The sequence below is a fragment of the Streptomyces sp. NPDC006691 genome (genome assembly GCF_042869955.1).
Taxonomy (GTDB): Bacteria; Actinomycetota; Actinomycetes; order Streptomycetales; family Streptomycetaceae; genus Streptomyces.
Genome location: NZ_JBIAGW010000002.1, coordinates 417846 through 441989, shown reverse-complemented (window position 1 = coordinate 441989; position 24144 = coordinate 417846). Strand labels below are relative to the sequence as shown.

The 24144-nt window shown below is 70.3% G+C and carries 21 protein-coding genes and 1 pseudogene; 14 read left to right on the top strand and 8 right to left on the bottom strand.

Annotated elements, in window-relative coordinates; translation table 11 throughout:
• The first annotated feature begins 1 nt into the window (after position 1).
• From frc to ACFYNP_RS05480, 3 genes are all read left to right on the top strand, one after another.
• Complete coding sequence (frc, locus tag ACFYNP_RS05490; protein WP_388782865.1) at positions 2 to 1246, top strand: formyl-CoA transferase; 1245 nt, start codon at positions 2 to 4, stop codon at positions 1244 to 1246.
• Positions 1247 to 1249: 3 nt separating this feature from the next.
• Entirely contained in the window at positions 1250 to 3394 is a 2145-nt protein-coding gene (locus ACFYNP_RS05485) for an acetate--CoA ligase family protein (RefSeq protein ID WP_388782862.1), read from the top strand.
• A gap of 70 nt (positions 3395 to 3464) precedes the next feature.
• Positions 3465 to 4871 (top strand): OFA family MFS transporter, encoded by a 1407-nt coding sequence (locus ACFYNP_RS05480; protein ID WP_388782860.1) that lies wholly within the window; start codon positions 3465 to 3467, stop codon positions 4869 to 4871.
• A gap of 155 nt (positions 4872 to 5026) precedes the next feature.
• Here the strand turns inward: ACFYNP_RS05480 and ACFYNP_RS05475 are convergent, their stop codons facing one another.
• Both ACFYNP_RS05475 and ACFYNP_RS05470 read right to left on the bottom strand, forming a co-directional pair.
• The gene (locus ACFYNP_RS05475) at positions 5027 to 5707 is read right to left on the bottom strand and encodes a GntR family transcriptional regulator (RefSeq protein WP_388782857.1); all 681 of its coding nucleotides are present in this window, start codon (positions 5705 to 5707) and stop codon (positions 5027 to 5029) included.
• Positions 5708 to 5762: 55 nt separating this feature from the next.
• The gene (locus ACFYNP_RS05470) at positions 5763 to 6095 is read right to left on the bottom strand and encodes a hypothetical protein (protein ID WP_388782855.1); all 333 of its coding nucleotides are present in this window, start codon (positions 6093 to 6095) and stop codon (positions 5763 to 5765) included.
• Between the two features lie 103 nt (positions 6096 to 6198).
• On the opposite strand from ACFYNP_RS05470, the gene ACFYNP_RS05465 reads away from it, so the two are divergent.
• Together ACFYNP_RS05465 and ACFYNP_RS05460 are read left to right on the top strand one after the other, a co-directional pair.
• Positions 6199 to 6549, top strand: coding sequence for a hypothetical protein (locus ACFYNP_RS05465; protein ID WP_388404149.1), 351 nt, complete (start codon positions 6199 to 6201; stop codon positions 6547 to 6549).
• 193 nt (positions 6550 to 6742) lie between these two features.
• Positions 6743 to 7762: a DUF6891 domain-containing protein gene (locus ACFYNP_RS05460; protein ID WP_388782853.1), complete on the top strand. Its 1020-nt coding sequence runs from the start codon at positions 6743 to 6745 to the stop codon at positions 7760 to 7762.
• A 102-nt stretch (positions 7763 to 7864) separates the two neighbouring features.
• On the opposite strand, the gene ACFYNP_RS05455 is transcribed toward ACFYNP_RS05460, so the two are convergent.
• On the bottom strand, positions 7865 to 8803 hold the full coding sequence (locus ACFYNP_RS05455) for a beta-ketoacyl-ACP synthase III (protein WP_388405193.1): 939 nt from the start codon (positions 8801 to 8803) through the stop codon (positions 7865 to 7867).
• A 313-nt stretch (positions 8804 to 9116) separates the two neighbouring features.
• Here ACFYNP_RS05455 and ACFYNP_RS05450 point away from each other — a divergent pair, with 313 nt between their 5' ends.
• The 3 genes and pseudogenes from ACFYNP_RS05450 (at position 9117) to fdhD (ending at position 11477) form a co-directional block, all read left to right on the top strand.
• A complete protein-coding gene (locus ACFYNP_RS05450) occupies positions 9117 to 10313 on the top strand; it encodes a 2-dehydropantoate 2-reductase (protein ID WP_388783306.1) in 1197 nt (398 codons plus the stop codon).
• A 2-nt stretch (positions 10314 to 10315) separates the two neighbouring features.
• A pseudogene (locus ACFYNP_RS05445) lies at positions 10316 to 10586 on the top strand (hypothetical protein); the annotation flags it as partial.
• 51 nt (positions 10587 to 10637) lie between these two features.
• Entirely contained in the window at positions 10638 to 11477 is an 840-nt protein-coding gene (gene fdhD / locus ACFYNP_RS05440; protein ID WP_388404144.1) for a formate dehydrogenase accessory sulfurtransferase FdhD, read from the top strand.
• 144 nt (positions 11478 to 11621) lie between these two features.
• On the opposite strand, the gene ACFYNP_RS05435 is transcribed toward fdhD, so the two are convergent.
• Both ACFYNP_RS05435 and ACFYNP_RS05430 read right to left on the bottom strand, forming a co-directional pair.
• Positions 11622 to 12026 (bottom strand): (2Fe-2S) ferredoxin domain-containing protein, encoded by a 405-nt coding sequence (locus ACFYNP_RS05435; protein ID WP_388404141.1) that lies wholly within the window; start codon positions 12024 to 12026, stop codon positions 11622 to 11624.
• A gap of 4 nt (positions 12027 to 12030) precedes the next feature.
• Positions 12031 to 12564, bottom strand: coding sequence for an isochorismatase family protein (locus tag ACFYNP_RS05430; RefSeq protein ID WP_388782851.1), 534 nt, complete (start codon positions 12562 to 12564; stop codon positions 12031 to 12033).
• A gap of 291 nt (positions 12565 to 12855) precedes the next feature.
• Here ACFYNP_RS05430 and ACFYNP_RS05425 point away from each other — a divergent pair, with 291 nt between their 5' ends.
• The gene (locus tag ACFYNP_RS05425; protein ID WP_388782848.1) at positions 12856 to 13455 is read left to right on the top strand and encodes a GNAT family N-acetyltransferase; all 600 of its coding nucleotides are present in this window, start codon (positions 12856 to 12858) and stop codon (positions 13453 to 13455) included.
• 82 nt (positions 13456 to 13537) lie between these two features.
• Here ACFYNP_RS05425 and ACFYNP_RS05420 read toward each other — a convergent pair whose 3' ends face one another.
• A complete protein-coding gene (locus ACFYNP_RS05420) occupies positions 13538 to 14590 on the bottom strand; it encodes a bile acid:sodium symporter family protein (RefSeq protein ID WP_388782846.1) in 1053 nt (350 codons plus the stop codon).
• A 268-nt stretch (positions 14591 to 14858) separates the two neighbouring features.
• Here ACFYNP_RS05420 and ACFYNP_RS05415 point away from each other — a divergent pair, with 268 nt between their 5' ends.
• Together ACFYNP_RS05415 and ACFYNP_RS05410 are read left to right on the top strand one after the other, a co-directional pair.
• Positions 14859 to 15755, top strand: a complete 897-nt coding sequence (locus tag ACFYNP_RS05415) for a LysR substrate-binding domain-containing protein (RefSeq protein WP_388404131.1) — start codon at positions 14859 to 14861, stop codon at positions 15753 to 15755.
• Between the two features lie 311 nt (positions 15756 to 16066).
• Positions 16067 to 17866, top strand: a complete 1800-nt coding sequence (locus ACFYNP_RS05410; RefSeq protein ID WP_388782843.1) for an AMP-dependent synthetase/ligase — start codon at positions 16067 to 16069, stop codon at positions 17864 to 17866.
• Positions 17867 to 18009: 143 nt separating this feature from the next.
• Here the strand turns inward: ACFYNP_RS05410 and ACFYNP_RS05405 are convergent, their stop codons facing one another.
• Together ACFYNP_RS05405 and ACFYNP_RS05400 are read right to left on the bottom strand one after the other, a co-directional pair.
• The gene (locus ACFYNP_RS05405) at positions 18010 to 18696 is read right to left on the bottom strand and encodes a TetR/AcrR family transcriptional regulator (RefSeq protein WP_388782840.1); all 687 of its coding nucleotides are present in this window, start codon (positions 18694 to 18696) and stop codon (positions 18010 to 18012) included.
• A 338-nt stretch (positions 18697 to 19034) separates the two neighbouring features.
• Positions 19035 to 20069: a chitinase gene (locus tag ACFYNP_RS05400; protein ID WP_388782838.1), complete on the bottom strand. Its 1035-nt coding sequence runs from the start codon at positions 20067 to 20069 to the stop codon at positions 19035 to 19037.
• Between the two features lie 396 nt (positions 20070 to 20465).
• Between ACFYNP_RS05400 and ACFYNP_RS05395 the strand changes: the two genes are divergently transcribed.
• From ACFYNP_RS05395 to ACFYNP_RS05385, 3 genes are all read left to right on the top strand, one after another.
• Positions 20466 to 21302 (top strand): aldo/keto reductase, encoded by an 837-nt coding sequence (locus ACFYNP_RS05395; protein ID WP_388404121.1) that lies wholly within the window; start codon positions 20466 to 20468, stop codon positions 21300 to 21302.
• A 286-nt stretch (positions 21303 to 21588) separates the two neighbouring features.
• Positions 21589 to 22974: a S8 family serine peptidase gene (locus ACFYNP_RS05390; protein WP_388782835.1), complete on the top strand. Its 1386-nt coding sequence runs from the start codon at positions 21589 to 21591 to the stop codon at positions 22972 to 22974.
• Positions 22975 to 23166: 192 nt separating this feature from the next.
• A complete protein-coding gene (locus ACFYNP_RS05385; protein WP_388782833.1) occupies positions 23167 to 24048 on the top strand; it encodes a hypothetical protein in 882 nt (293 codons plus the stop codon).
• Positions 24049 to 24144 lie beyond the last annotated feature (96 nt).

Here is a 24144-nt window from a genome sequence, read left to right as displayed (position 1 = left end):
CATGACAACGGCCCCCGCGACCAAGGCACTTGAGGGCGTACGCGTTCTCGACATGACGCATGTGCAGTCCGGCCCGTCCGCCACCCAGCTGCTCGGCTGGCTCGGCGCGGACGTCGTCAAACTGGAGGCGCCCACCGGTGACATCACCCGCACCCAGCTGCGCGATCTGCCCGGCGTCGACTCGCTCTACTTCACGATGCTCAACTGCAACAAGCGGAGCATCACCCTCAACACCAAGACGCCGCGCGGCAAGGAGATCCTGACCGAGCTCATCCGCCGCTCGGACGTGCTGGTGGAGAACTTCGGCCCGGGCGCCGTCGACCGGATGGGGTTCACCTGGGAGCGCATCCAGGAGATCAACCCGCGCATCGTGTACGCCTCCATCAAGGGCTTCGGCGAGGGCCCGTACACCGGCTTCAAGGCGTACGAGGTCGTCGCGCAGGCCATGGGCGGTTCGATGGCCACCACCGGCTTCGAGGACGGACCGCCGCTCGCCACCGGCGCGCAGATCGGCGACTCCGGAACCGGCGTCCACGCGGTGGCCGGCATCCTGGCCGCCCTCTACCAGCGCGAGTCCACCGGGCGCGGCCAGCGCGTCCAGGTCGCCATGCAGCACGCGGTTCTCAACCTCTGCCGCGTCAAGCTGCGCGACCAACAGCGCCTGGAGCACGGCCCGTTGAAGGAGTATCCCAATGACGACTTCGGCGATGAAGTGCCCCGCTCCGGCAACGCGTCGGGCGGCGGGCAGCCGGGGTGGGCGGTCAAGTGCGCGCCCGGCGGGCCCAACGACTACGTCTATGTGATCGTGCAGCCGGTCGGCTGGGGGCCGGTGACTGAACTCATCGGCCGCCCCGAGCTCGCCACCGACCCCGAGTGGGCGACCCCCGAGGCACGGCTGCCGAAGCTCGGCAAGATGTTCCAGCTCATCGAGGAATGGTCATCAACTCTGCCCAAGTGGGAGGTACTTGAGCGACTCAACGCCCACAACATCCCGTGCGGCCCGATCCTCTCCACGAAGGAGATCATCGAGGACGCCTCGCTCGCGGCCAACGAGATGGTCGTCGAGGTCGAGCACCCCGAGCGCGGCCGCTTCACCACGGTCGGCTCCCCGCTCAAGCTGTCGGACTCCCCCGTGCACGTGGTCACCTCGCCGCTGCTGGGCGAGCACAACGAAGAGGTGTATGTGCGCGAACTCGGCCTGAGCGAAGCGGACTTGCGGCTGCTGAAGACGGACGGAGTGATCTGAGCGATGGTCGAAGTCGAGGCACAGGAGCGTGCGGCGGTGCGGGAACTGCTCGCCGCCGTCCGGGCGGAGGGGCGCACCGCACTCACCGCGCCCGAGGGCCGGACGATCGCGGACGCCTACGGGATCGCGGTGCCGGGCGAGGCGCTCGCGCGGGACGTCGACGAGGCCGTGGCGCACGCGGCACGGCTCGGCGGCAGATCGGTACTGAAGATCGTCTCGCCGGACATCCCGCACAAGACGGATGCGGGCGGGGTGGTGGTCGGTGTGGAGGGCGCGGCCGAGGTGCGGGACGCCTTCCATCGGATCGTCGAGAACGCCCGGGCCTACGCGCCCGAAGCCCGGATCGACGGCGTACAGGTGCAGCAACTCCTGCCGCCGGGACAGGAGGTGATCGTCGGCGCGGTTACCGACCCCACCTTCGGCAAGGTGGTGGCGTTCGGGCTCGGCGGGGTCCTGGTCGAGGTCCTGAAGGACATCACGTTCCGGCTGGCCCCGGTCACCGCCGACGAGGCGCTGTCGATGCTCGACTCGATACGTGCGGCGGAGATCCTGCGCGGGGTGCGCGGCGCGCCGGCCGTGGACCGGTGGGCGCTGGCGGAACAGATCCGCCGGGTGTCCCAACTGGTCACGGATTTCCCCGAGATCGCGGAGGTCGACCTCAACCCGGTGATCGCCACGCCCGAGAGCGCGGTGGCCGTCGACATCCGGATCCTGCTGAGCACGGAGGTGGCGAGGCCCCGGCGCACATACAGCCGTGCGGAGATCCTGTGCTCGATGCGCCGACTGATGCGGCCGCGCTCGGTCGCGGTGATCGGCGCCTCCAACGAGCCGGGGAAAATAGGCCATGCGGTCATGCGCAACCTCGTCGACGGAGGTTTCTCCGGAGAGATCCATCCGGTGAATCCCCGGGCCGATGACATCCAGGGCCGCAAGGCGTACAAGAGTGTCACGGACGTTCCCGGTGAGGTGGATGTGGCGGTCTTCGCGATCCCCGCCCGATTCGTCGCGGCGGCCCTTGAGGAGGTGGGCCGAAAGGGGGTTCCGAACGCGGTGCTCATCCCTTCCGGTTTCGCCGAGACCGGCGAGCAGGCCCTCCAGGACGAGATCGTGGCCATCGCCGAGCGCCACGGAGTCCGGGTGCTCGGGCCCAACATCTATGGCTACTACTCGACTTGGCACGACCTGTGCGCCACGTTCTGCACTCCGTACGACGTGAAGGGCCCGGTCGCCCTGACGAGTCAGTCCGGCGGTATCGGCATGGCGATCCTCGGCTTCGCCCGCTCCACCAGGACGGGGGTCTCGGCGATCGTGGGCCTCGGCAACAAGGCGGATCTCGACGAGGACGACCTGCTGACCTGGTTCGGCGAGGATCCCAACACCCGTTGCATCGCCATGCACTTGGAGGATCTCAAGGACGGCCGGGCCTTCGTCGAAGCGGCCCGGGCGACCGTGCCGAAGAAGCCCGTCGTGGTGCTCAAGGCCGGCCGCACCGGCGCCGGCGCCAGGGCAGCCGGCTCACACACCGGGGCACTGGCCGGCGACGACGCGGTGTACGACGACATCCTGCGCCAGGCGGGGGTGATCAGGGCGCCCGGCCTCAACGAGATGCTGGAGTACGCACGGGCCCTGCCGGTGCTGCCCGCCCCGAAGGGCGACAACGTCGTCGTCATCACCGGCGCGGGTGGCTCCGGGGTGCTCCTGTCGGACGCGATCGTCGACAACGGGCTCCAACTCATGGAGATCCCGGCCGACTTGGACGCCGCCTTCAGGGCGTTCATTCCGCCGTTCGGGGCCGCGGGCAATCCGATCGACATCACCGGGGGCGAGCCGCCGGCCACGTACGAGGCGACGATCCGGCTCGGCATGGAGGACCCGCGCATCCACGCGCTCGTCCTCGGCTACTGGCACACCATCGTCACCCCGCCGATGGTGTTCGCGGAGCTGACGGCGCGGGTCGTCGAGGAGTTCCGGGCGCGCGGCGTCGAGAAGCCCGTGGTGGCCTCGCTCGCCGGTGACACCGAGGTCGAGGAAGCCTGCGCCCACCTCTTCGAGCGTGGTGTCGTCGCCTACCCCTACACCACCGAGAAGCCGGTCGCGGTGCTCGGTGCGAAGTACCGCTGGGCACGGGCCGCGGGGCTGCTCACCTAGGCACGTGCCCAGCACGAAGGGTTTGGACAGGGGGCGCTGGCCAGGTTCTTTCGACGCCAAGGGGACGATCATGAGCGACAGTTCCACATCCGGTGAACCGCGGCACGCGGCGGGTGTCGCGTACCGCGAAGTGACGGACAGCAAGGGCCGGGTGTATCGCGTCGGCGAGAGCGACCGCGATCTGCTGGGCCACAGCCGCGCGTTGATGGTGTATCTGCCGTGGGTCGCGATGATGGCGATCAGCGTGTCCGAGTACGCCTACGGATCCGCCGAGGACACGCTCTCCGCGGCGCACGGCTGGACGCAGAGCAACACCTTCTGGATCCTCAGCGTCTGGGTGTTCTTCCAGGCGGGCATCGCCTTCCCCGCGGGCTGGATGCGGGAGAAGGGAATCCTCACCGCACGACGGGCCATGTACGTCGGCGCGGCACTGTGCCTCGCCGGGTTCCTCGCCCTCTCCCATCTGCACGACGTCCTGGCCGCGATCTTCGGCTTCGGCGTGGTGGGCGGCATCGGCTCCGGGCTCATCTACGCGACCTGCATCAACATGGTGGGCAAGTGGTTCCCGGAGCGACGCGGCGCAAGGACCGGCTTCGTCAACGGCGGCTTCGCCTACGGCTCGCTGCCCTTCATCTTCATCTTCAACTACGCCTTCGACACCGGGAATTACCACCAGGTCCTCGACCTCATCGGTGTCTATGTCCTGATCGTGGTGGGCGTCTGCGCCTGGTTCTTCAAGGATCCGCCGAAGAACTGGTGGCCGGCCGAGCTCGACCCGCTGGACTTCTCCGGCAACGCCAAGAGCGCGGCGAGCCTCGCGAAGAACCCGCCCGCCACCAAGCAGTACACCCCGAAGGAGGCGATCAGGACCGGCATGCTGCCCCTGATGTGGATCACCGTCGTGATGACGGCGGGCGTGTCCATCTTCGGCATCTCCTTCCAGGTGGACTACGCCAAGGAGGTCGGCTTCGGCCCGCTGGTCGCCGCCACGTCCATGGGCCTCATGGCGGTCATCAACGGAGTCGGCCGGGCGGTGGTGGGCTGGCTGTCCGACCTGTGGGGCCGCAAGGTGACCCTGGTCTTCGTGATCGTGGTCCTCGGCCTCGCGCAGTTCGGCGTGATCTGGGCGGGCCATCTGCACAGCGAGTGGCTGTTCCTGCTCTTCGCCTTCGTCTCGGGGTTCGGCGGCGGCGCCTTCTACCCGATGTTCGCGGCACTGACCCCGGACTACTTCGGCGAGAACTACAACGCCTCCAACTACGGCCTGGTCTACAGCGGCAAGTTGGTGAGCGGCCTGTTCGGCGGCGGCCTCGGCTCCATGGTCGTCGACGCGTGGGGCTACGACGGGGCGTACGCCCTGGCCGGCGGCATCTCCATGGCGGCGGCCGCCATCGCCCTGCTGCTGCGCCAGCCCGGCCGCACCCGGGTGCGCGACATCGCGGCGAACCCCCAGCCCATCAGCCGTGAGGTGGTGTAGGCGCCTTGCGTGTACGGCCGCCCCGGAGCTGGGACAGTCCGGGGCGGCCGCGTCACGACCCCTGCCCCACCCGTGCCGGCATCGGCAACGGCAACGGCAACGGCAACGGCATCATCGTCGGCAACGGCAACGGCATCGGCGTCGGCTCGGCGCGGTCAGGTCCGGTCGGACCGTTCGTGGTAAGTCGTGCGCGTGTGCTCGGTGTGGGCACGCATGACCTCCGTGGCGCGGCGCTCGTCGCGCGCCGAGATCGCGGCGATCAGATCCCGGTGCTCGATCCAGGACTGCTTGCCGCGCCGGCGGGCGACCGGCGTGTAGTACCAGCGCACCCGCCGGTCGACCTGGCCCGCGAGCTCGGCGAGCACCACGTTCCCGGCGAGCTCCATGACCTTGGCGTGGAACTCGGCGTTGGTCGCCACCGCCAGGTCCACGTCGTCGTCCGCGACGGCCTGCTCGCCCTTGGCGCACAGCTGCTCCAGGGCCGTGATCCCGGCCGAGCCGGAGTTGGCCGCGGCGAGCCGGGCCGCCTCGGCCTCCAGGAGCGTACGCACCGAGAGCAGCTGGTCGGCCTCCTCCTCGGTGGGCTCGTGCACGAACGCGCCCTGCGCGGGCCGCAGGTCGACCCACCCCTCGGTGTTCAGCCGCTGGAGCGCCTCGCGCACCGGCTGCCGGGAGACCCCGAGGTGGCCCGCGAGTTCGCTCTCGACCAGATGCTGGCCGGGGCGCAGGGCGCGGGTCGTGATCAGTTCGAGGAGGGCTTCGTAGACGCGCTCGCGCAGCGGCCCGGGCCGCTCCAGCTTGGGCACGGTTCCCTGCGGCAGTCCTGCGGACAACATCGCTTCCCCCTCTTGCACCACGGGCGTTCGGCCGGCCATGCAGATTGGTTATCGTCTACAGTCTACCGAGCGCAATCCCCCAGCACATCCTCCGGCCGAATCCGGTCGCACGGGAGCGCGGTTCGGCCTGATCCACGTTCTGCGCAACCTCGGTCACGCACCCGGACGGGCCTCGCGCCAGGCGGCCGTCGAGAGGTTCCACTCCTCGCCCCGCCAATGGGGTCTCCAGCTCGGCCGCCATGAAGGCGACGAGCTCCCGGGCCCGCTCCGTATCGCCCGCGGCGAGCGCCCGTTGGGCGTCGTCCGCCGCATCGGCGACGCGCTCGTGTTCGGCGATGAACTCCTTGATGATGAGGGGGATGTCCCGGCATCCGCAGTAATGCCACATGTCACTCTTTGTGCGCCCCTCACCCTCGCACGGTCCCCCCGACACCGACGGCCGTCTGCCCGCGGGGCGCAACCCGGCGGCCCGTCCGGACGTCCATCGGAGCATGGCTTCCACTCTGATTCTCGGCATCGACCCGCACACCGTCCCCGAACTGGACGGGGACGTCCTACGCCCCCTCCTCGACGAGGAACTGGCCCGGTTCGCCGCGCACGGCATCGAGGCGTCCATGGCGCTGATCACGCTGGACGACACGGCCGAGTCCACGGTGGTGGCCGCGCTGACCGAGCGCGCGTGGGACGTCGTGGTCATCGGCGGCGGCATCCGCAAGCCCGAACCGCTGCTCACGTTCTTCGAGCTGGTGGTGAACCTGGTCCGCCGGCACGCTCCGGATGCCGCGATCGCGTTCAACACCAGCGGGGGCGACAGCGTGGAGGCGGCCCGGCGCTGGCTCTGATGCCTCTGATGCCTCTGATGCCGATGGCAGGGCCAAGTGGTTCCTCCCGTACGGGGTCCTGACATGGGCCATGCGGGGGCCATGCGGGGGCCGGGCCGTGCCGGGGCCGGTACGGAGGCTTCCGCGAGGGGGGTTGTCAGTGGCGGGGGCCGTCGCGAGGGCGTTGTCAGTGGCGGGTGCGACAGTTGGCCACATGCTCGCGATCACGGTGGACACGGAGAACGGCCGACGGCACAGCAGGGTCACGGCAGGTCAACTGGCAGATCTGGTGCGTCGGATCGGTGCCGGTGGCGACCGGTTCCTGGTGCTCCAGCGGATACCGGATCGTCCGGACGTGTTCGTGCAGGTGTGGCACGAGAGCGAAAGCACGGGCAGGGGCTCGGGATCGGGTTCGGGATCGGCGGCGTCGGGGCCGGGCTCGGCCTCGGGATCGGCGGCGTCGGGGCCGGGCTCGGCCTCGGGGCCGGGGTCCTACTCGCTGGAGTACCGCGACGGGGCGTACGACCGGCACTTCCGGACGACGCTCGGCTCGTCGGGCCCGGTGATCGCCGCCATGACCGAGTGGGCCCGCGCCCGCGAGGACTGGCACGCGGGGCTTGAGTGGGAGCGGGTGGCGTTCGAACCCCCGTCGGCCATAGCCGAGTTGGACCTCACCGATGAGGACCGGGTACTGCTCGAAGCCCGCATCCGTGAGGTCATGACGGGTGGCTATGCGACGCGGGCGGAGCTCGCTGAGCTGGCCGAGGACTATCTGGTGTCGGATGGAGTCCACCCCATATCGCTCGCGCAGGCACAGCAGTTGGTGGATCGCATGTGGCTGGAGCGCGTGGCCGAACAGGCCACCTGGCAGGGCGAGACCGACCCCGAGCGGCTCACCCGGGCCTTCGCCGCGCTGGAGGCGACGGGCATCACCGCGCGGGAGAACTTCACCTGCTGCCGTTCCTGCGGCCAGTCGGAGATCGGTGCGGCGGGCTCGCCACGGGCTCGCGGCTTCGTGTACTTCCACTCCCAAAGCACCGACGCGGCGGCCTCCGGACACGGACTGACCCTGCACTACGGCGGGTTCGACGGTCTGCCGGAGACCACCGCCTCCGTGGGCCACGAAGTGGTGGCCGCGCTGGAGCGGTGCGGCCTGTCGGTCGAGTGGAACGGCGATCCCGGCCGCGCCCTCGACGTCAGCCGGCTGGACTGGCGCAAGCGCCTGGCCGGTTGAGCGCAGCCGGGTCACGGGAAGCACGTACGCGCGGTGCCCTTGGCCGGGCCTGGCCGGGCAGGCGTCCCACGGAGTGGGTCACAGAGTGTGTCACGGGGTGTGTCACGGGCAGCGTACGACCTGCCCCGCGTAGGACAGGTTGCCGCCGAAGCCGAAGAGGAGGACCGGGTCGCCGGTGGTGATCTCGCCGCGCTCCACCAGCTTGGACAGGGCCATCGGGATGCTGGCCGCCGAGGTGTTGCCGGATTCGACGACATCGCGGGCGATGACCGCGTTCACGGCGCCGATCTTCCGCGCGACGGGCTCGATGATCCGCAGGTTGGCCTGGTGCAGCACCACCGCGGCGAGGTCCTCGGGGGTGAGCCCCGCGCGCTCGCACACCTGGCGGGCGATGGGCGGCAGCTGGGTGGTGGCCCAGCGGTAGACGGACTGGCCCTCCTGCGCGAACACCGGCGGGGTGCCCTCGATCCGTACCGCGTGGCCCATCTCCGGCACCGAACCCCAGAGCACCGGGCCGATCAACGCTTCCTCGCTCGCCTCGACGACCGCCGCGCCCGCGCCGTCGCCGACCAGGACGCAGGTGCTGCGGTCGCTCCAGTCGGTCACCGCCGTCATCTTGTCGGCGCCGATGACGAGGGCGCGCTGGGCGGTGCCGGTGCGCACCAGGCTGTCGGCGGTGGCCAGGGCGTGGGTGAACCCGGCGCAGACCACATTGAGGTCGAGGACCGCGGGCGAGCCCATGCCGAGGCGGGTGGCGACCCGGGCCGCCGTGTTCGGGGAACGGTCGATGGCCGTGGAGGTGGCGACCAGGACCAGATCGATGTCGGCGGGTGTCAGGCCCGCGCCGGCCAGCGCCTTCGCTCCCGCATGCGCGGCCAGTTCGTCCACGGGCTCATCGGGCCCCGCGACATGCCGGGTGCGGATGCCGACCCGGCTGGTGATCCATTCGTCGCTGGTGTCGACCAGCTCGGCGAGGTCGTCATTGGTGAGCACCTTGGCGGGCTGGTAGTGCCCGACTGCGACAAGACGTGAGCCTCGCATGCCGGTCATGGCGGATCCCCTCGGTACGAGCATTTACTGCTGACATCCGGAGCCATCCAGTCTTCGTGGCTACTGATGGGTACAGGGGCGCGAGATCCAACAGGATTCACTGCCGCACCTTTGGAGCCTTGTGTCAGCGTTTCACCCCCGCCAGCCGCGGACGGGGCGCGTCACGCGTCTTGACCCCAGGGAAAGCCCATCCGCATACTGTAGACAATATTCTGTCGACAACCAATGGCGGGCCGGTCTTCCGCGCCCGCCTTCGCGTTCCGCGTTCCCCCTCCCCGTTCTGCCTCCTCTCCCGTAGAAGCCGATCCGCTGCCGCACCTCCCGGGGACGAACGCCCCCTCGGCCGCGCCTCCCGGGGACGACCGTCCTCCATGCCGCACCTCCCGGGGACGACCGTCCTCACCGGCCACTGATCCGCCCGTGGCCGCTGCCCGTTCGTCGACACATCAGCACCCCGGCCCCCGGCCCCCGGCCCCCGGTCCCCAGTCCCCGGTCCCTCCACCGAACGGAGAGCCCCGTGAAAGTCGCAGTTGTCGGCGCCGGTGCCATCGGCGCATATGTCGGGGCCGCGCTCCACCGCGCGGGTGCCGACGTCCATCTCATCGCCCGCGGGCCGCACTTGGCGGCGCTGCGCCGCGACGGGGTGCGGGTCATCAGTCCGCGCGGCGACTTCACCGCCCGGCCCACCGCCACCGACGACCCCCACGAGATCGGCCCGGTCGACTACGTACTGCTCGGCCTGAAGGCCAACTTGTATGCCACGGCTGGTCCGTTGGTGCGCCCGCTGCTGCACGACGGCACGGCCGTCATCGCCGCCCAGAACGGCATCCCCTGGTGGTACTTCCACGGGCTGCCCGGCCCGCACACCGGCCGCCGGATCGAGAGCGTCGACCCGGCCGGCGCCGTGAGCGCGACCCTGCCGCCGGCCCGCGCGATCGGCTGCGTGGTTTACGCGGCCACTGAGATCGAATCGCCGGGCGTCGTACGGCACTTGGAGGGCACCCGGTTCTCCATCGGCGAGCCCGACCTCACCGTCTCGCGGCGCTGTCTCGACTTCAGCGAGGCCATGCAGGCCGGGGGTCTCAAGTGTCCCGTCGAGCCGGACCTGCGCAACGACATCTGGATCAAGCTCCTCGGCAACATCTCCTTCAACCCGATCAGCGCGCTGGCCCGCGCGACGATGGCACAGATCTGCCGGCACCCTGACACCCGCTCGCTCGTCGAGTCGATGATGCGCGAGACCCTCGCCGTCGCGGCGGCCGTCGGCTGTCATCCGACGATCTCAGTGGAGCGTCGTATCGCGGGCGCCGAACGCGTCGGCGAGCACAAGACGTCCACCCTCCAGGACCTGGAGAAGGGAAAGCCGCTCGAACTCGACGTGCTGCTCGCGGCCGTCGTCGAACTCGCCGCGCTCACCGACACCCCCGTCCCGACCCTGCGCGCGGTGCACGCGCTCGCCGACCTCCTCGCCCGGACGTCCGACACCCGCGGCGCCGCATGAACCCGGGGCGCCCACTCTCCTTCACGTTCGAGTCCGCCGTGCGGGCACTGGGCATCAGACACCCGGCACCCGGCACCCGGCACCCGGCACGAGGGGCGCAGACGGGGACACCCACCGTGTGCGCGTACTCCGGCGTCGGCGGCGACCGCACCTCTCAGGTGCAGGACAATGAGATCGTCAAGGGTCACCTCGCCGCACGACAACCCGGTGACCCACGGCAACCTCTGCATCATGGGGCGATTCGGCTTTCAGCACGTGCAGACGCGAAACTGACGACAGTGCGAACCCGACGAGTTCGACGAGAGCGACCGAGGGACTGAGGACATGGGACGGGTCACCGAGCGCCGCCGCGTCATCCGCATCCGGGACGGGGTGGTGTCGGCCCGCCCGGACACCCTGGTGGCCGAGGAGCCGCTGGAGATCCGGCTGAACGGGAAGCCGCTCGCGATCACGATGCGCACCCCCGGCGACGACTTCGCGCTCGCCGCCGGGTTCCTGGTGAGCGAAGGGGTGCTCGGCACCGCGGGCGAACTCCGGTCCATCGTGTACTGCGCGGGAGCCACGGAGGACGGACAGAACACCTACAACGTGGTCGATGTGCGGCTCGCTCCGGACGTCGAGGTCCCCGACATCACCCTCGAACGCAATGTGTACACGACGTCCTCGTGCGGCCTGTGCGGCAAGGCCAGCCTGGACGCCGTCCGCACGCAGGCCCGCTTCCCGATCGCCGACACTCCCCCGGTCCGGGTGGAGCCCGAACTGCTCGCGAGCCTCCCCGACCGGCTGCGTGCGGCGCAGCGGGTCTTCGACCGGACCGGGGGTCTGCACGCGGCGGCGCTGTTCTCGCCGGAGGGCGAACTGCTCGACATACGCGAGGACGTGGGCCGCCACAACGCGGTCGACAAGCTGGTCGGTCGCGCTCTCCAGGACGACCGGCTTCCGCTGGCGCGCTGCATCCTGCTCGTGTCGGGCCGGGCCTCGTTCGAGCTCGCCCAGAAGGCGGTCATGGCGGGCATCCCGGTCCTCGCCGCCGTCTCCGCGCCGTCCTCGCTGGCCGTGGACCTGGCCGTCGAGTCGGGCCTGACACTGGTCGGTTTCCTGCGCGGCAGCTCCATGAACGTGTACGCGGGGGACGAGCGCATCACCCTGCGCTCGGGCGTCTGACCCCGCTCCGACCGAGCGGCCCGGCCGGCGGGGAGCGCCCCCTGCGCCGGCCGGGCCTTCCCACCGTCGAAGCCCATCGGCGCATCCCACCGTCGAGGCCCACCGGCGCATCCCACCGGCGGGGCCCGCCGCCGGAGCGGAGCTCTAGCGCACCCGCCTGCGGGCCTCGGCGGGGGCCGGGATCATCTGGAGGGCGAGGGTGGCCGGGGGCTCGGCGACCCCGGGGCCACCCTGCTCGGCCCAGGCCAGGATGTCGTCGGTGGCGTCGTCGTCGAGGACCCAGCCGATCCAGGCCGCGCGGGCCCCGCTCTGGCGGGCCCGGCCGGAGGGCTGCACCACGATCACATTGGCCTGGCCGCAGGGGCCGAGGCAGTCGGTGGTACGTACGGCGATCCGGCCACCGGACTCGGCGGCCGCACCGCGCAGCCGCTCCAACTGGCGCGCATGGTCGGTGCCGGGGGTCTTGCGGGCGTCGCCGCAGCAGCAGCCGCGGCAGACGACCAGGGTGCAGGGGCGTGAACCGGCCGCGGCTATCGAGAACTTGGGCATGTGCTCAGCCGAACCCGACTGCGGCCGCGGCGACGACGCGGCCCAGGCGCGGGAAGTTCAGGGCGACCGCGGCCCGGTGCTCGTCCTCGGTCAGGGCCGCCATCGCGTCCTCGACGAACAGCAGCTCATAGCCGTGGTCGGCGGCGGCGCGGGCCGTCGACTCGACGCCGAGGTTGGTGGCGATGCCGCCGAACACGAGGGTGGTGACGCCGCGTTCGGCGAGCGACTCGTGCAGACCGGTCCGGTGGAAGCCGCCTACGGTGCGCTTCACCACGACCAGATCGCCGTCCCGCGCGAGTCCGGCCACGAGATCACTGCCCGGCGGTTGCACGGCAACACCGGGCCGTTCCACCCGCACCAGCACGACGGTCGCCCCCGCCGCCCGGAAGCCCTCCGCCAACTCCCTTGATACGTGCACCACTTGATCCCCGGAGCGGGGGGCGAGGGGCAGCGCGGTGATCCGGTCCATCAGATCGACGAGGACGAGCGCGGTGTGCGCGGGGTCGAGAAGGGCGGGCTCGCCTTCGAGTGCGGTCATGGCGGCACCGTACCGGCCCCGATGATCCAGACCGGAGACCGGGGACCTGTTCTGGCCATGCCCGCACGGTGACCTGGGGGCGGACGGCTCGGGGAACGGGGGGCCGGAGGAGGCCCGGGGGGGGGCGGAGCAGGCCCGGGGGGGCAGGCCCGGGGGCGGAGCAGGCCCGGGGGCGGAGCAGGCGCAGGCCTGGGGCGGGGCCGCGGAGTGCGAGGCACGGGGGCGGAGCCGGAAGCCGGAGGGCGTCGAATTCCGTTGCCTTCGACCACCCCTTCGTAAGATCATCACCGCATGGAGCCACCACCTCTGGTCATCAGGCTGGACGACACGCTCACGCTGCGCGCGTTCGCCGGTGAGGCGGACCTCGCGGAGCTGTTTCGCGTCATCGACGAGTCCCTGGAACACCTGCGCCCCTGGATGCCCTGGGTGTCCGAACACAGTCGGGACAGCACCGCCCACTTCCTGTCCAAGCGCACCGAGCTGTGGGCGTCCGGTGCGGCCTACGCCTACGCGATCACCCTCGACGGTGCCATCGTCGGGATGTGCGGACTGTTCCGGCGTGATGAGAGCCAGGACGATCTGCGCGAGATCGGGTACTGGCTGCACCCGGCGGCAACCGGCCGCGGCCTGGCCACCCGGACCGTCCGGGCTTTGACGGAGCTGGCCTTCCGGCTGCCGGGGGTCGACGTCATCGAGATCGTGCACGACGCCGCCAACCTGCCGAGCGCGGCCGTGCCCGCCCGGCTCGGCTTCACCGTGCACGAGCGCCGCCCCAACGAGTCCCTCGCCCCGGCCGAGACCGGCGTGGACCAGGTGTGGCGACTGACCCGGGACCAGGTGGAGAGGCTGCCCCTGAACCAGGTGCAGAGGCTGAGCCGGAACCAGGTGTAGAGACTGCCCCTGAACCAGGTGCAGAGGCTGAGCCGGAACCAGCCGTGAAGGCGGCAGGCCGGGCCGCCTTCACGAACGTTCCCTAGCTCCCCGCCCGAACGCCCGAGCCGCTGCCCTGCCCGGCCGGAGCCGGGTCCGCCGCCGCGGGCCGCAGCTCGGGCAGCGGGTCACGGGCACGGCGCTTGGCGATCACCGCGCAGACCATCAGCTGCATCTGATGGAACAGCATCAGCGGCAGTACCGCGAGTGAGGCCTGGGCGCCGAACAGGACGCTGGCCATGGGGAGTCCGGCGGCCAGGCTCTTCTTCGATCCGGCGAACTGGATCGCGATCCGGTCGCCCCGGTCGAAGCCGAGCCGCTTCGCCCCGTACCAGGTCAGCGCGAGCATCGCGGCCAGCAGGACGGCTTCCACGAGGAGCAGCGCGCCGAGCCTGACCACGCTCACCTGGTGCCAGATGCCGCGCACCATGCCCTCGCTGAACGCGCTGTACACGACCAGCAGGATCGAGCCCCGGTCCACGTACCCGAGCACCTTCTTGTGCCGGACGAGAAAGCCGCCGACCCAGCGGCGCAGGAACTGGCCGGCCACGAACGGCACCAGCAGTTGCAGCACGATCTTCAGGAGCGAGTCCGCCGAGAGACCGCCCCCGCTGTTGCCGAGCAGGCCGGCCGCGAGCAGCGGTGTGACCACGATTCCGGCGATGCTGGAGAAGGAGCCCGCACAGATCGCGGCGGGCACGTTGCCACGGGCGATCGAGGTGAACGCGATCGACGACTGGATCGTGGACGGCACCAGACACAGGAAGAGCAGACCGTTGTAGAGGTCCGGCGTCAGGACGAACGGGACGAGCCCCCTGGCCGCCAGGCCGAGCAGGGGGAACGCCACGAACGTGCAGGCCAGTACCGTGAGGTGGAGCCGCCAGTGGCGTACGCCGTCCATCGCCTCGCGGGTGGAGAGCCGGGCACCGTAGAGGAAGAAGAGCAGGGCGACGGCTCCGGTCGAGGCGCCACTGGCCACCGGGGCCGCCGCCCCGGACGCGGGCAGCAGGGCCGCGAGCCCCACCGTGCCGAGCAGCGCCAGGATGTACGGATCGACCGGCAGCCAGGACGGCAGCCTCGGGGTACGGCGGCTCATGTGCTCCACTTACATGCTCGGGATGTCTACGTGTTCGGGACGTCTACGTGCTCGGGACCTACACGTGTTCGGGACCTATATGTGCTCGGGACGTCTACGTGCTCGGCATGTCTCTGTATTCGGTCGGCGTGGTATTCGGTCGGCGGGCAGTTCGGTTGCGTACGTGCGCGTGCCCTCCCCATGGTCCTCCCCGTTCCCTCTATCGGGAATCCCGTACACCACTCTCACTGTCATCACATTCCGCGATGACCGGCGCTAGCGTGGAGGAATGTACGACGCCACCCAGCTGCGGACGTTCCTCGCCGTCGCGCAGACCTTGAACTTCACGCAGGCCGCACGGCGGCTCGGACTGCGGCAGTCGACGGTGAGCCAGCATGTGCGGCGTCTGGAGGACGCTGCCGGGCGGCTCCTCTTCAGCCGTGACACGCACAGTGTGCGGCTGACGGAGGACGGCGAGGCGATGCTGGGCTTCGCCCGGACGATCCTGGCCGCGCACGAGCGGGCCGCCAACTACTTCACCGGGACGCGGCTGCGCGGCCGGCTGCGGTTCGGCGCCTCCGAGGACTTCGTCCTGACCCGGCTGCCGGAGATCCTCCAGTCCTTCCGCCGCGACCACCCCGAGGTCGATCTGGAGCTGACGGTCGAGCTGTCCGGCACCCTGCACCGGCGTCTCGAAGCGGGCCGCCTCGACCTCGTGCTCGCCAAACGGCGGGACGGCGACAGTCACGGCGAACTGGTGTGGACGGACGAGCTGTGCTGGATCGGGGCGCCGGGCCTGCGGCTCGACGCGGAGCGCCCGGTCCCGCTGATCCTGTTTCCGCCGCCCGGCATCACCAGGGCGCGGGCGCTGGAAGTCCTGGAAGAACACGGGCGTGCCTGGCGCATCGCCTGTACGAGCGGCAGCCTGAGCGGTCTGATCGCGGCGGCCCGGGCCGGCCTCGGCGTGATGGCCCACACCCGTGGCCTGATCCCGCCCGGCCTCGACCCCCTGCCGCCGCGGGCGGGCCTTCCGGACCTCGGCGGCGTCGACTTCGTCCTGCTGCACAACCGCAGAGGCTCGGCCGCACAGGAGGCCGCGGGCGCGCTGGCCTCGGCGATCCTGACGGGCGGCGACCGGCTGCACCGGGGAGCAGGTCGGGTCGACCGCGGGTCAAGCCCCTCATGAACGCGCTCTCACCACGGAGCGTGGTCCGGAGCAAACGCGGTGCAGCCGTGGGCCGAGGGTGACCGGAGCGTACAGATTCCGTGGAGATTGCCTTGCGCAGAGCCTGTCTTTGAGTCAGCTGAGTGCCCGAGCAGTCCCCATGTGGGCCTGTTTCGGCCGCTGACCTGTGAAGACGTCGTACGTCTCGACTTGCAGAAGACCCCTGCCACCGGACTTGCCCGTGGGGTACGGTCACCGCGCTGTGCGGAGCGCCACCGGGAGTGGCCACCCCGGAGGGAGGCAGGTCATTGCGCGAGTTCACGGTCCCACCCATGGACGCGGCGCCTCAGGTCGGCGGACTGGCGGACGCCGTCTTCGACCATGCCCTGGACGACCCGCGGCGCATCGCCCTCTGCCGCAAGGACGACAGGGGGCAGTGGCAGGAGGTGACCTCGGCCCAGTTCCGGGACCAGGTGTTCGCCCTCGCCAAGGGGCTGATCGCGGATGGAGTGCGATTCGGGGACCGCGTCGCGATCATGGCCCGCACCCGGTACGAGTGGACGCTCTTCGACTTCGCCCTGTGGACGATCGGCGCCCAGCCGGTCCCGATCTATCCGACGTCCTCCGCCGAGCAGGTCTTCTGGATGCTGCACGACTCCGAGGCCACGGCCTGCGTGGTGGAGCACGAGGACCACTCGATGACGATCGGCTCGGTCGTCGACCGCCTCCCCCACCTGAAACGGCTGTGGCAGTTGGACACCGGCGCACTGGACGGGCTGCTCGGGCTGGGTGGGTCCATCGACGACGAGGTGGTCCACCGCCACCGGCGGGCCGTGACGCCGGAGTCGGTGGCGACCGTCATCTACACCTCGGGCACCACAGGCCGCCCCAAAGGGTGTGTGATCACCCACGCCAACTTCATGTTCGAGACCGACATGCTGATCTCCCGCTGGGAGCCGGTGTTCCACTCACGGCCCGGCGACGAGGCGTCCACGCTCCTCTTCCTGCCCCTGGCCCATGTGTTCGGGCGCATGGTGGAGGTCGCGGCGATCCGGGGCCGGGTGAAACTGGGGCACCAGCCCGCCCTCTCCGCCTCCGCGCTGCTGCCCGACCTCCGGTCGTTCCGTCCGACCTTCATCCTCGCGGTCCCGTACATCTTCGAGAAGGTCTTCAACGCGGCCCGGCGCAGAGCCGAGGCCGAGGGCAAGACCGGGCCGTTCGACAAGGCCGTGGACATCGCGGTCAAGTACGCGGAGGCCGTGGAGCAGAAGGCCTTCGGCGCCGGACCCGGCCCCTCGGCGGCGCTGCGCATGCAGCACCAGTTCTTCGAGAAAACGGTGTACGGGAAGGTCCGCGAGGCGATGGGCGGGCGGGTGCGGCACGCCATGTCGGGCGGCTCCAGTATGGGGCGCCGACTCGGCCTCTTCTTCGAGGGTGCCGGTGTCACCGTCTACGAGGGCTACGGCCTGACCGAGTCGACGGCCGCCGCGACCGCCAACCCTCCCGAGCGCACCCGGTACGGCACGGTCGGGCAGCCCATCCCGGGCACCACGGTCCACATCGCCGACGACGGCGAGGTGTGGGTCCACGGCGGGCAGGTCTTCTCCGGCTACCTCAACGAGCCGAAGGCCACCGAGTCCGTACTCAGGGACGGCTGGCTGTCGACCGGGGACATCGGCGCGCTGGACGAGGACGGCTATCTCACCATCACCGGGCGCAAGAAGGAGATCCTGGTGACCTCGGGCGGCAAGAGCGTGTCGCCGGTCGCCCTGGAGGAACGCGTGCGGGCGCATCCCCTGGTCGCCCAGTGCATCGTGGTCGGCAACGACCGCCCGTACATCGCGGCGCTGGTCACCCTGGACCAGGAGGGCATCGACCACTGGCTCGCCATGCGCGGCAAACCGCCGCTGACCCCGTCCGAGCTGGTCCGCGATCCCGATCTGGAGACCGAGGTTCGCCGCGCGGTGGTCGCCGCCAACACCCTGGTCTCGCAGGCGGAGTCGATCCGTACGTTCCGCATACTGGCCCACCAGTTCACCGAGGAACACGGCCTGCTCACCCCGTCCCTGAAGCTGAAGCGCCGGGCGATCGAGGAGGCGTACGAGGCCGAGGTGGACGCGCTGTATCGGTGAGGCGGCGCCTGCCGGAGCCGGCCCGGTGCGGAGCGGTGGTGAGGCGGCGGGGCCGAGCGGTGGCGGGGCGGCGGGGCCGAGCGGCGGGGAGGCCAACGATGACCGACCGTCCCTCAACTCGCCCTGCCGTCAAGCCATTTGGGCTAGCCGTGCAGGAGATCGTCGAGTTCGGCGTCGAAGAGCCGGGCCGGGTCGAAGCCCATTCCGTTGAAGTGACCCGCGGCTTCCAGGGACAGCACTCCGTGCAACCGGGTCCAGAACGTCATCGCCTTGTGGAGGACGGCCGGCGGGGCGGTATGGCCCTCGGCCCACTGCCGGTGCTCGGCGAGGTGGGCCGCGAAGGGCGCCGGTTCGCGATCCGCCGGGAGCGCCATGCAGGCGTCGAGGAGCATGCGCATGATCTCGTCGGCGATGACGGTGGTGTCATCGGGAGCGTGATAGCCCGGCACGGGGGTGCCGTAGACGAGGAAGTAACGATTGGGATCCTCCAGGGCCCAGCCGCGCAGCGCGTGAGCGAGCTTGGCGAGGTCGGTGGCGGGCGGCGCGCCGGGGACGCCCTTGCCGGATACCTTTCCGTCGACCACCGCACGCAGGGCGTCGGCCAAGCTGCGGTAGGCGTCCCGGACCAGCTCGGTGATCAGCTCGTCCCGCCCCGCGAAGTACCGGTAGAGCGCCGGACCACTCAGCCCCATCTGCTTCGCGATCGCGTTCAGCGACAGCGCGGAGGCGCCCGCCGTGCCGATCTGCTCCCACGCGTGCTGCATGATCTCCGCGCGCACCTGCGCCCGATACCGCTCCCGCGGGGTTCCCGCGCCACCCGATTCCGCCACGACCAGCCACCTCTCCACATCCTCGCGACCACAGCAACCAGGTCTGGTTAGAGGTTATCACCAAGGTTATGGACGCCCACGTCGAACGGGTGCCGCCGGGGGCGACTCTCCGTTCGCGCAGAGCGCGACGGCTCCGGCTCCGGCTCCAGTCGATGGCCCGTGCTCAAGCTGCTCGGCCGAGTGCGTCTGCGACTGCGGCTGCGACTGCGGCTGCGACTGCGGCTGCCGATGCCACACCACACCGCGCCGCGCCACGCACCACCCGACACCGGGCTCGGCTACCGGATCGCGTGCCGTGGGCGGCGAGCCGGGTGCACCTGGCCGCCCACGGCATTCCCTCAACCCGCGTACTGCGCAACGATTTTGGTGAAGGCGTACGGGGACTGGCCGATCCCGCTGCACGAACTTCCGGCGTCCCCGCCCGAACCGCACTGGCGGTCCCGGTTGACCGCCCAGAAGGTGAAGCGCGCCATGTGGTGCTGCTTGGCATAGCCGAGGATGGTCTGGAAGTCGTTCGTGGAGACGGTTTCGTCGGACTCGTCTGTCTTGCCGTTCATGGAGGAGACGCCGATGTGGCGGTAGGCGGCGTCGTCGCTGTAGCCATAGGCGCTCTTCACGGCCGCTTTGAGTCCCTCAAGAGCGCTCACCGTGACGGCGCCCATGGTGCCGCTGTGGCCCTGGAAGTCGAAGGGCATGATCGTCCAGCCGTCGTTGGCGAGACCTGCGGCGGCTCCCTTGTTGATGAGGTCCTTGCCGTTGCCGTCGGGCCCGTTCGTCGTGGTGCCCATGGTCACGTATGTGACGATCCCGGGGTTGCTCGTCTTGACGATCTTGAGCGCGCTCACCACCCGCTGCCGCACGGTGGCGTTGGAGAACTCGGTGTCCTCGATATCGATGTCCAGCGCCTTGAGGTGGTACGCGTCGATGACCTTCTGGTAGGCACCGGCGAGCGCCGAGGCGCTGGAGCACTTCTCGCCCAGCTTGTTGCCGCTCCAGCCGCCGACGGAGACGACCACGTCACCGCCCGCCCCGCGAATGGATTTGATCGCGCTCTCATCGGAGCCGCCGGTCAGGGCTCGCGAGCCGTCCCACTTAGGGTTGCAGCCCCCGTCGGACAGGACGAACGCCAGCGTGAACCACTTGACGCCGGTCGCCGCCATCACATCGGTCGGCTTCTGCGGGTTGCCCCAGCCGAGGTATTCGTACGGGGCGGCCGCCATCGCGCCGGCCACCGCCGGGGCAGCCTCCGCGCTGGGGGCGGTGGGCGCGACGGCCGCGGCGGTCTGGGGAGCCGTGGCGAGCAGGGGCAGAAGCAGACAGCCGAGAGCGCTCAGGGCCGGGACGAGTCGGCGCGGGGGCAAGGCAGCGTTCATGGGGGGGTTCCTTCCACGCGAGTTGAGCGTGCGGGTCCAGAGATGCCGTTCACATGGGTGCTCGATGTTCAGGCAGCTGCCTTAGAGTTGCGTCTTGTCGGGTCACGGTCAATGGTTGGGACCAAGCTGGACCAAGAAGACCGGAGCCGCGTCGGACGACCTGACAACCGTCTGGGGCGGCATCGCGCGACTCCCGGCGGGACGGGGCGAGTGCGGGGCTGCTCCCGGGCGGGACAGGAGGTCCGCCCGGGGACGGGGCGGGCGGCTCGCGGCGGCTCGGGGCAGGGCGGGGCGGGCACACGGCGACCGCGAATCGGGCGGCTCGTTGGGAATGCGACGCTCCGCTCGTTCGTTGACGAGGGGAGTACCAACCGACGACGTAAGGATCGACCGCTCGTGAGCAAGGTCCCCTCCATCACCCTCAACAACGGCGTCGAGATGCCGCAGCTCGGTTTCGGCGTCTGGCAGGTGCCGGACGACGAAGCCGCGAAGGCGGTCGCCACGGCCATCGAGTCCGGGTACCGGAGCATCGACACCGCCGCGATCTACGAGAACGAGAGGGGCACCGGCAAGGCCGTCGCCTCCTCCGGGGTAGCCCGTGAAGAGCTCTTCATCACGACGAAGCTCTGGAACTCGGAGCAGGGTTACGACTCGACGTTGCGCGCCTTCGACGCCTCGCTCGACAAGCTCGGCCTCGACTACGTCGACCTGTACCTGATCCACTGGCCGGTCCCGGCCAAGGACGCGTACGTCGACACGTACAAGGCGTTCGAGAAGATCCTCAAGGACGGTCGCGCCCGGTCCATCGGCGTCTCCAACTTCCAGCCGGAGCACCTGGAACGGCTGCTCGGCGAGACCTCGGTGGTCCCCGCCGTCAACCAGATCGAGCTCCACCCGCAGCTCGCGCAGACGGAGTCGCGCGCCCTGCACGCCAAGCACTCCATCGCGACCGAGGCCTGGTCGCCGCTCGGTCAGGGCCGAGGCCTCCTTGAGGTTCCGACCGTGGTCGCGATCGCACGGAAGCACGACCGCACCCCTGCTCAGGTGGTGCTGCGCTGGCACCTCCAGATCGGCAACGTGGTGATCCCGAAGTCCGTGACGCCGTCACGCATCAAGGAGAACATCGACGTCTTCGGCTTCGAGCTCGACGCGGACGACCTGGCCGCGCTCGCCGCGCTCGACGAGGGCAAGCGCCTGGGTCCGAACCCGTCGGAGTTCAACCTCGGCGCCTGAGCACCCGCGCTGACCAGCGCGTCACGAGGGGGCGTCGTCCGACTCCGGTCGAGCGGCGCCCCTTTTGCCACGTCCGGGCTTGCGTGGTTCACCGGCCGCCACCTCGGCCTTTTTGTCGGTTTCCGACGTTGGTTGGTCAGCTCCCAACCAAGAATGTTCATTCAAGTGCGCCATCCAGGCAAAGCGTTCGGCATCAAGCGCTAAATGCTCTTGTCCTGCCCATGACCTTCCCGATGGGATCGCGAAGACCGCCCCGTGCGGCCTCACCCCCACTCAGGGAGCCTTCATGCGCATAGCCCGCCCCCGGACTCGTACCGCAGCTGCGACAGTTGGGGCCACCGCCCTTGCCGCCGCCGCGGTGATAGCCACCCCGCTGTCCGGGTCCGCCACCGCCGCACCTGCCGCCCCGCAGGTGAAGCCCGTTCCGGCCGTCGCCGGGCACCTGCTCGCCCACTCGACCAGCGGCCCGCTCAGCACCGAGCAGTGCCAGGCCAAGTGGAAGATCGCCTGCTACGGCCCCCTGCAGTACCGCCAGGCGTACAACCTGAACCCGCTCTACAAGGCGGGCATCACCGGCAAGGGCCGCACGATCGTGATCGTGGACTCCTTCGGCTCGCCGACGATCCAGCACGACCTGGACGTGTACAGCAAGCAGTACGGCATTCCCAGCAGCAAGGTCGATGTGGTCAAGTGGGGCAACGTTCCCCAGTGGGACCCGAAGAACAAGGACATGACCGGCTGGGCGGGTGAGTCCACCCTCGACGTCGAGATGGCGCACGCGGTGGCCCCGGACGCGAAGATCGTCCTGGTGGAGACGGCGGTCGCGGAGACCGAGGGCGTCACCGGTCTGCCCGAGATGATGGACGCGGAGAAGCACCTCATCGACCGCGGCGTCGGCGATGTCATCACGCAGAGCTTCGGCGCCACGGAGAACACGTTCCCCGGCTTCGACAAGGGCGACTTCTCCAGCATCAAGAAACTGCGGTACGCCTTCAAGGACGCGGCCGACCACGGTGTGACCGTGCTCGCCTCCTCCGGTGACGGCGGCGCCACCGACAACACCGCGGACGGCAGCGGCTACTACAAGGAGCGCGTCAACTCCTGGCCCTCCTCCGACCCGCTGGTCACCTCCATCGGCGGCACCCAGCTGCACCTCGACGACAAGGGCAACCGCCTCAGCCCTGAGAGCGTGTACAACGACAACGGTTCGGGCGGCGGCGGTCAGTCGCACGTCTTCGAGCGGCCCTCCTACCAGAACGGCGTGCGGGCGTCCGTCGGCAACCGGCGCGGCACCCCGGACATCTCGATGTCCGCCGCGGTCAACGGCGGCGCCTGGGTGTACTCCAGCTACGACCCGACCGCCGTTGGCTGGGACGTGTCCGGCGGAACGAGCGAGGCCAGCCCGCTGTTCTCCGGCATCGTGGCCCTGGCCGACCAGGCCGCCGGGCACCGCCTGGGCAACATCAACGACGCGCTGTACTCGCTCTACAAGAACGAGGGCTACAAGCCGGGCTCCGGCCTCGTCGACGTCAAGGACGGCACGAACAACAGCTACGCCGGCGTCACCGGCTACACCGCCGTGAAGGGGTACGACATGGCGACCGGCGTCGGCACCATCGACGCGGCCCGCTTCGTGCCCGCGCTGGCCCGCGAGAGCCGCCACCACCACTGACGGGCCCCTCACCCACGCGGCCCGAGCGCGACGCCGCCGCCCGGATTCCTGGGCGGCGGCGTCCTGCCGTCCCGCACGGTCTGGCCATAACTCCCTTGTGTGTGGCCAGTGTTGGAGTACTTTGCCGCGAGCACCACGGCCTGACAAACTCCCCTGGGAACAGATGTGAACATCGCGGGAAGAGGTACGAGGGTGACTCGGGCACACGGCGGCCCCAGCCGACGGACCGTCCTGTTGAGCCTCGCCCTGGCCGCGCCGGTCGTCGCGGCGGGCTGCGGCGGCAGTGCCGGCGAACACTCCGCATCGGCAGCCGCCCCACCGGCGGACTCGGGTCGGGACACCACCATCATGATCATCCGGCACGGCGAGAAGCCGAGTTCCGGCGACCCCGGATTCGACGAAGCCGGCAAGCAGGACAAGAAGTCCCTGACCCGACAGGGCTGGGAGCGCTCTCGCGCACTGCCCCGTCTCTTCGCCCATACGGTCAACACGGCGGGCGTGGAGGGTGCGGCGGGCGTGGCGGGCACGGCGGGTACGGCGGGTACGGCGGGCGTGGATGCGGCCGGCACGGCAGGTGCGGCGGGCACGGCAGCCAGTGCGGAGGCGGCGGACAGGGCGTCGGCGGAAAGAACAGGCACAGCAGGCGCCGGCGCTGCGGCCGGTGCGTCCGGGCCATCCGGCACGTCGAATCGTCCCGCCGCCGCTTCGGCGGGCCTCCCCCGCCCCGCGACGCTCTACGCCGCGGCGGACCTGGGCCCGCACGCCGGTGCGCACAGGATGCGGCAGACCGTCACACCGCTCGGTGAGGCCCTCCATGTGCGGGTGAACACGGAGTTCGCCGAGGGCAGCGAGAAGGAGCTGGCCGCCGCCGCCCTCTCGGCCGCGTCACCGGTACTCATCTGCTGGGAACACTCCAGGATCCCGCCGATCGTCGACGCGCTGGGAGCCGCACAGGTCGCCGGAGTTCCGGAGGAATGGCCCGACCGGTTCGACCTGGTGTGGGTGTTCACCCGACGATCCGGCCGCTGGACGTTCCGTTCCGTGCCCCAGCACCTCCTGCCGGGCGACGCCTAGGCACGGTCCGGCGGATCACTCGGGGCCATAAGCGACCGCAACTGTGACGGTGTCGTGGAAGACGCAGGCCCTCTTGTCATAGCGGGTGGCGACGGC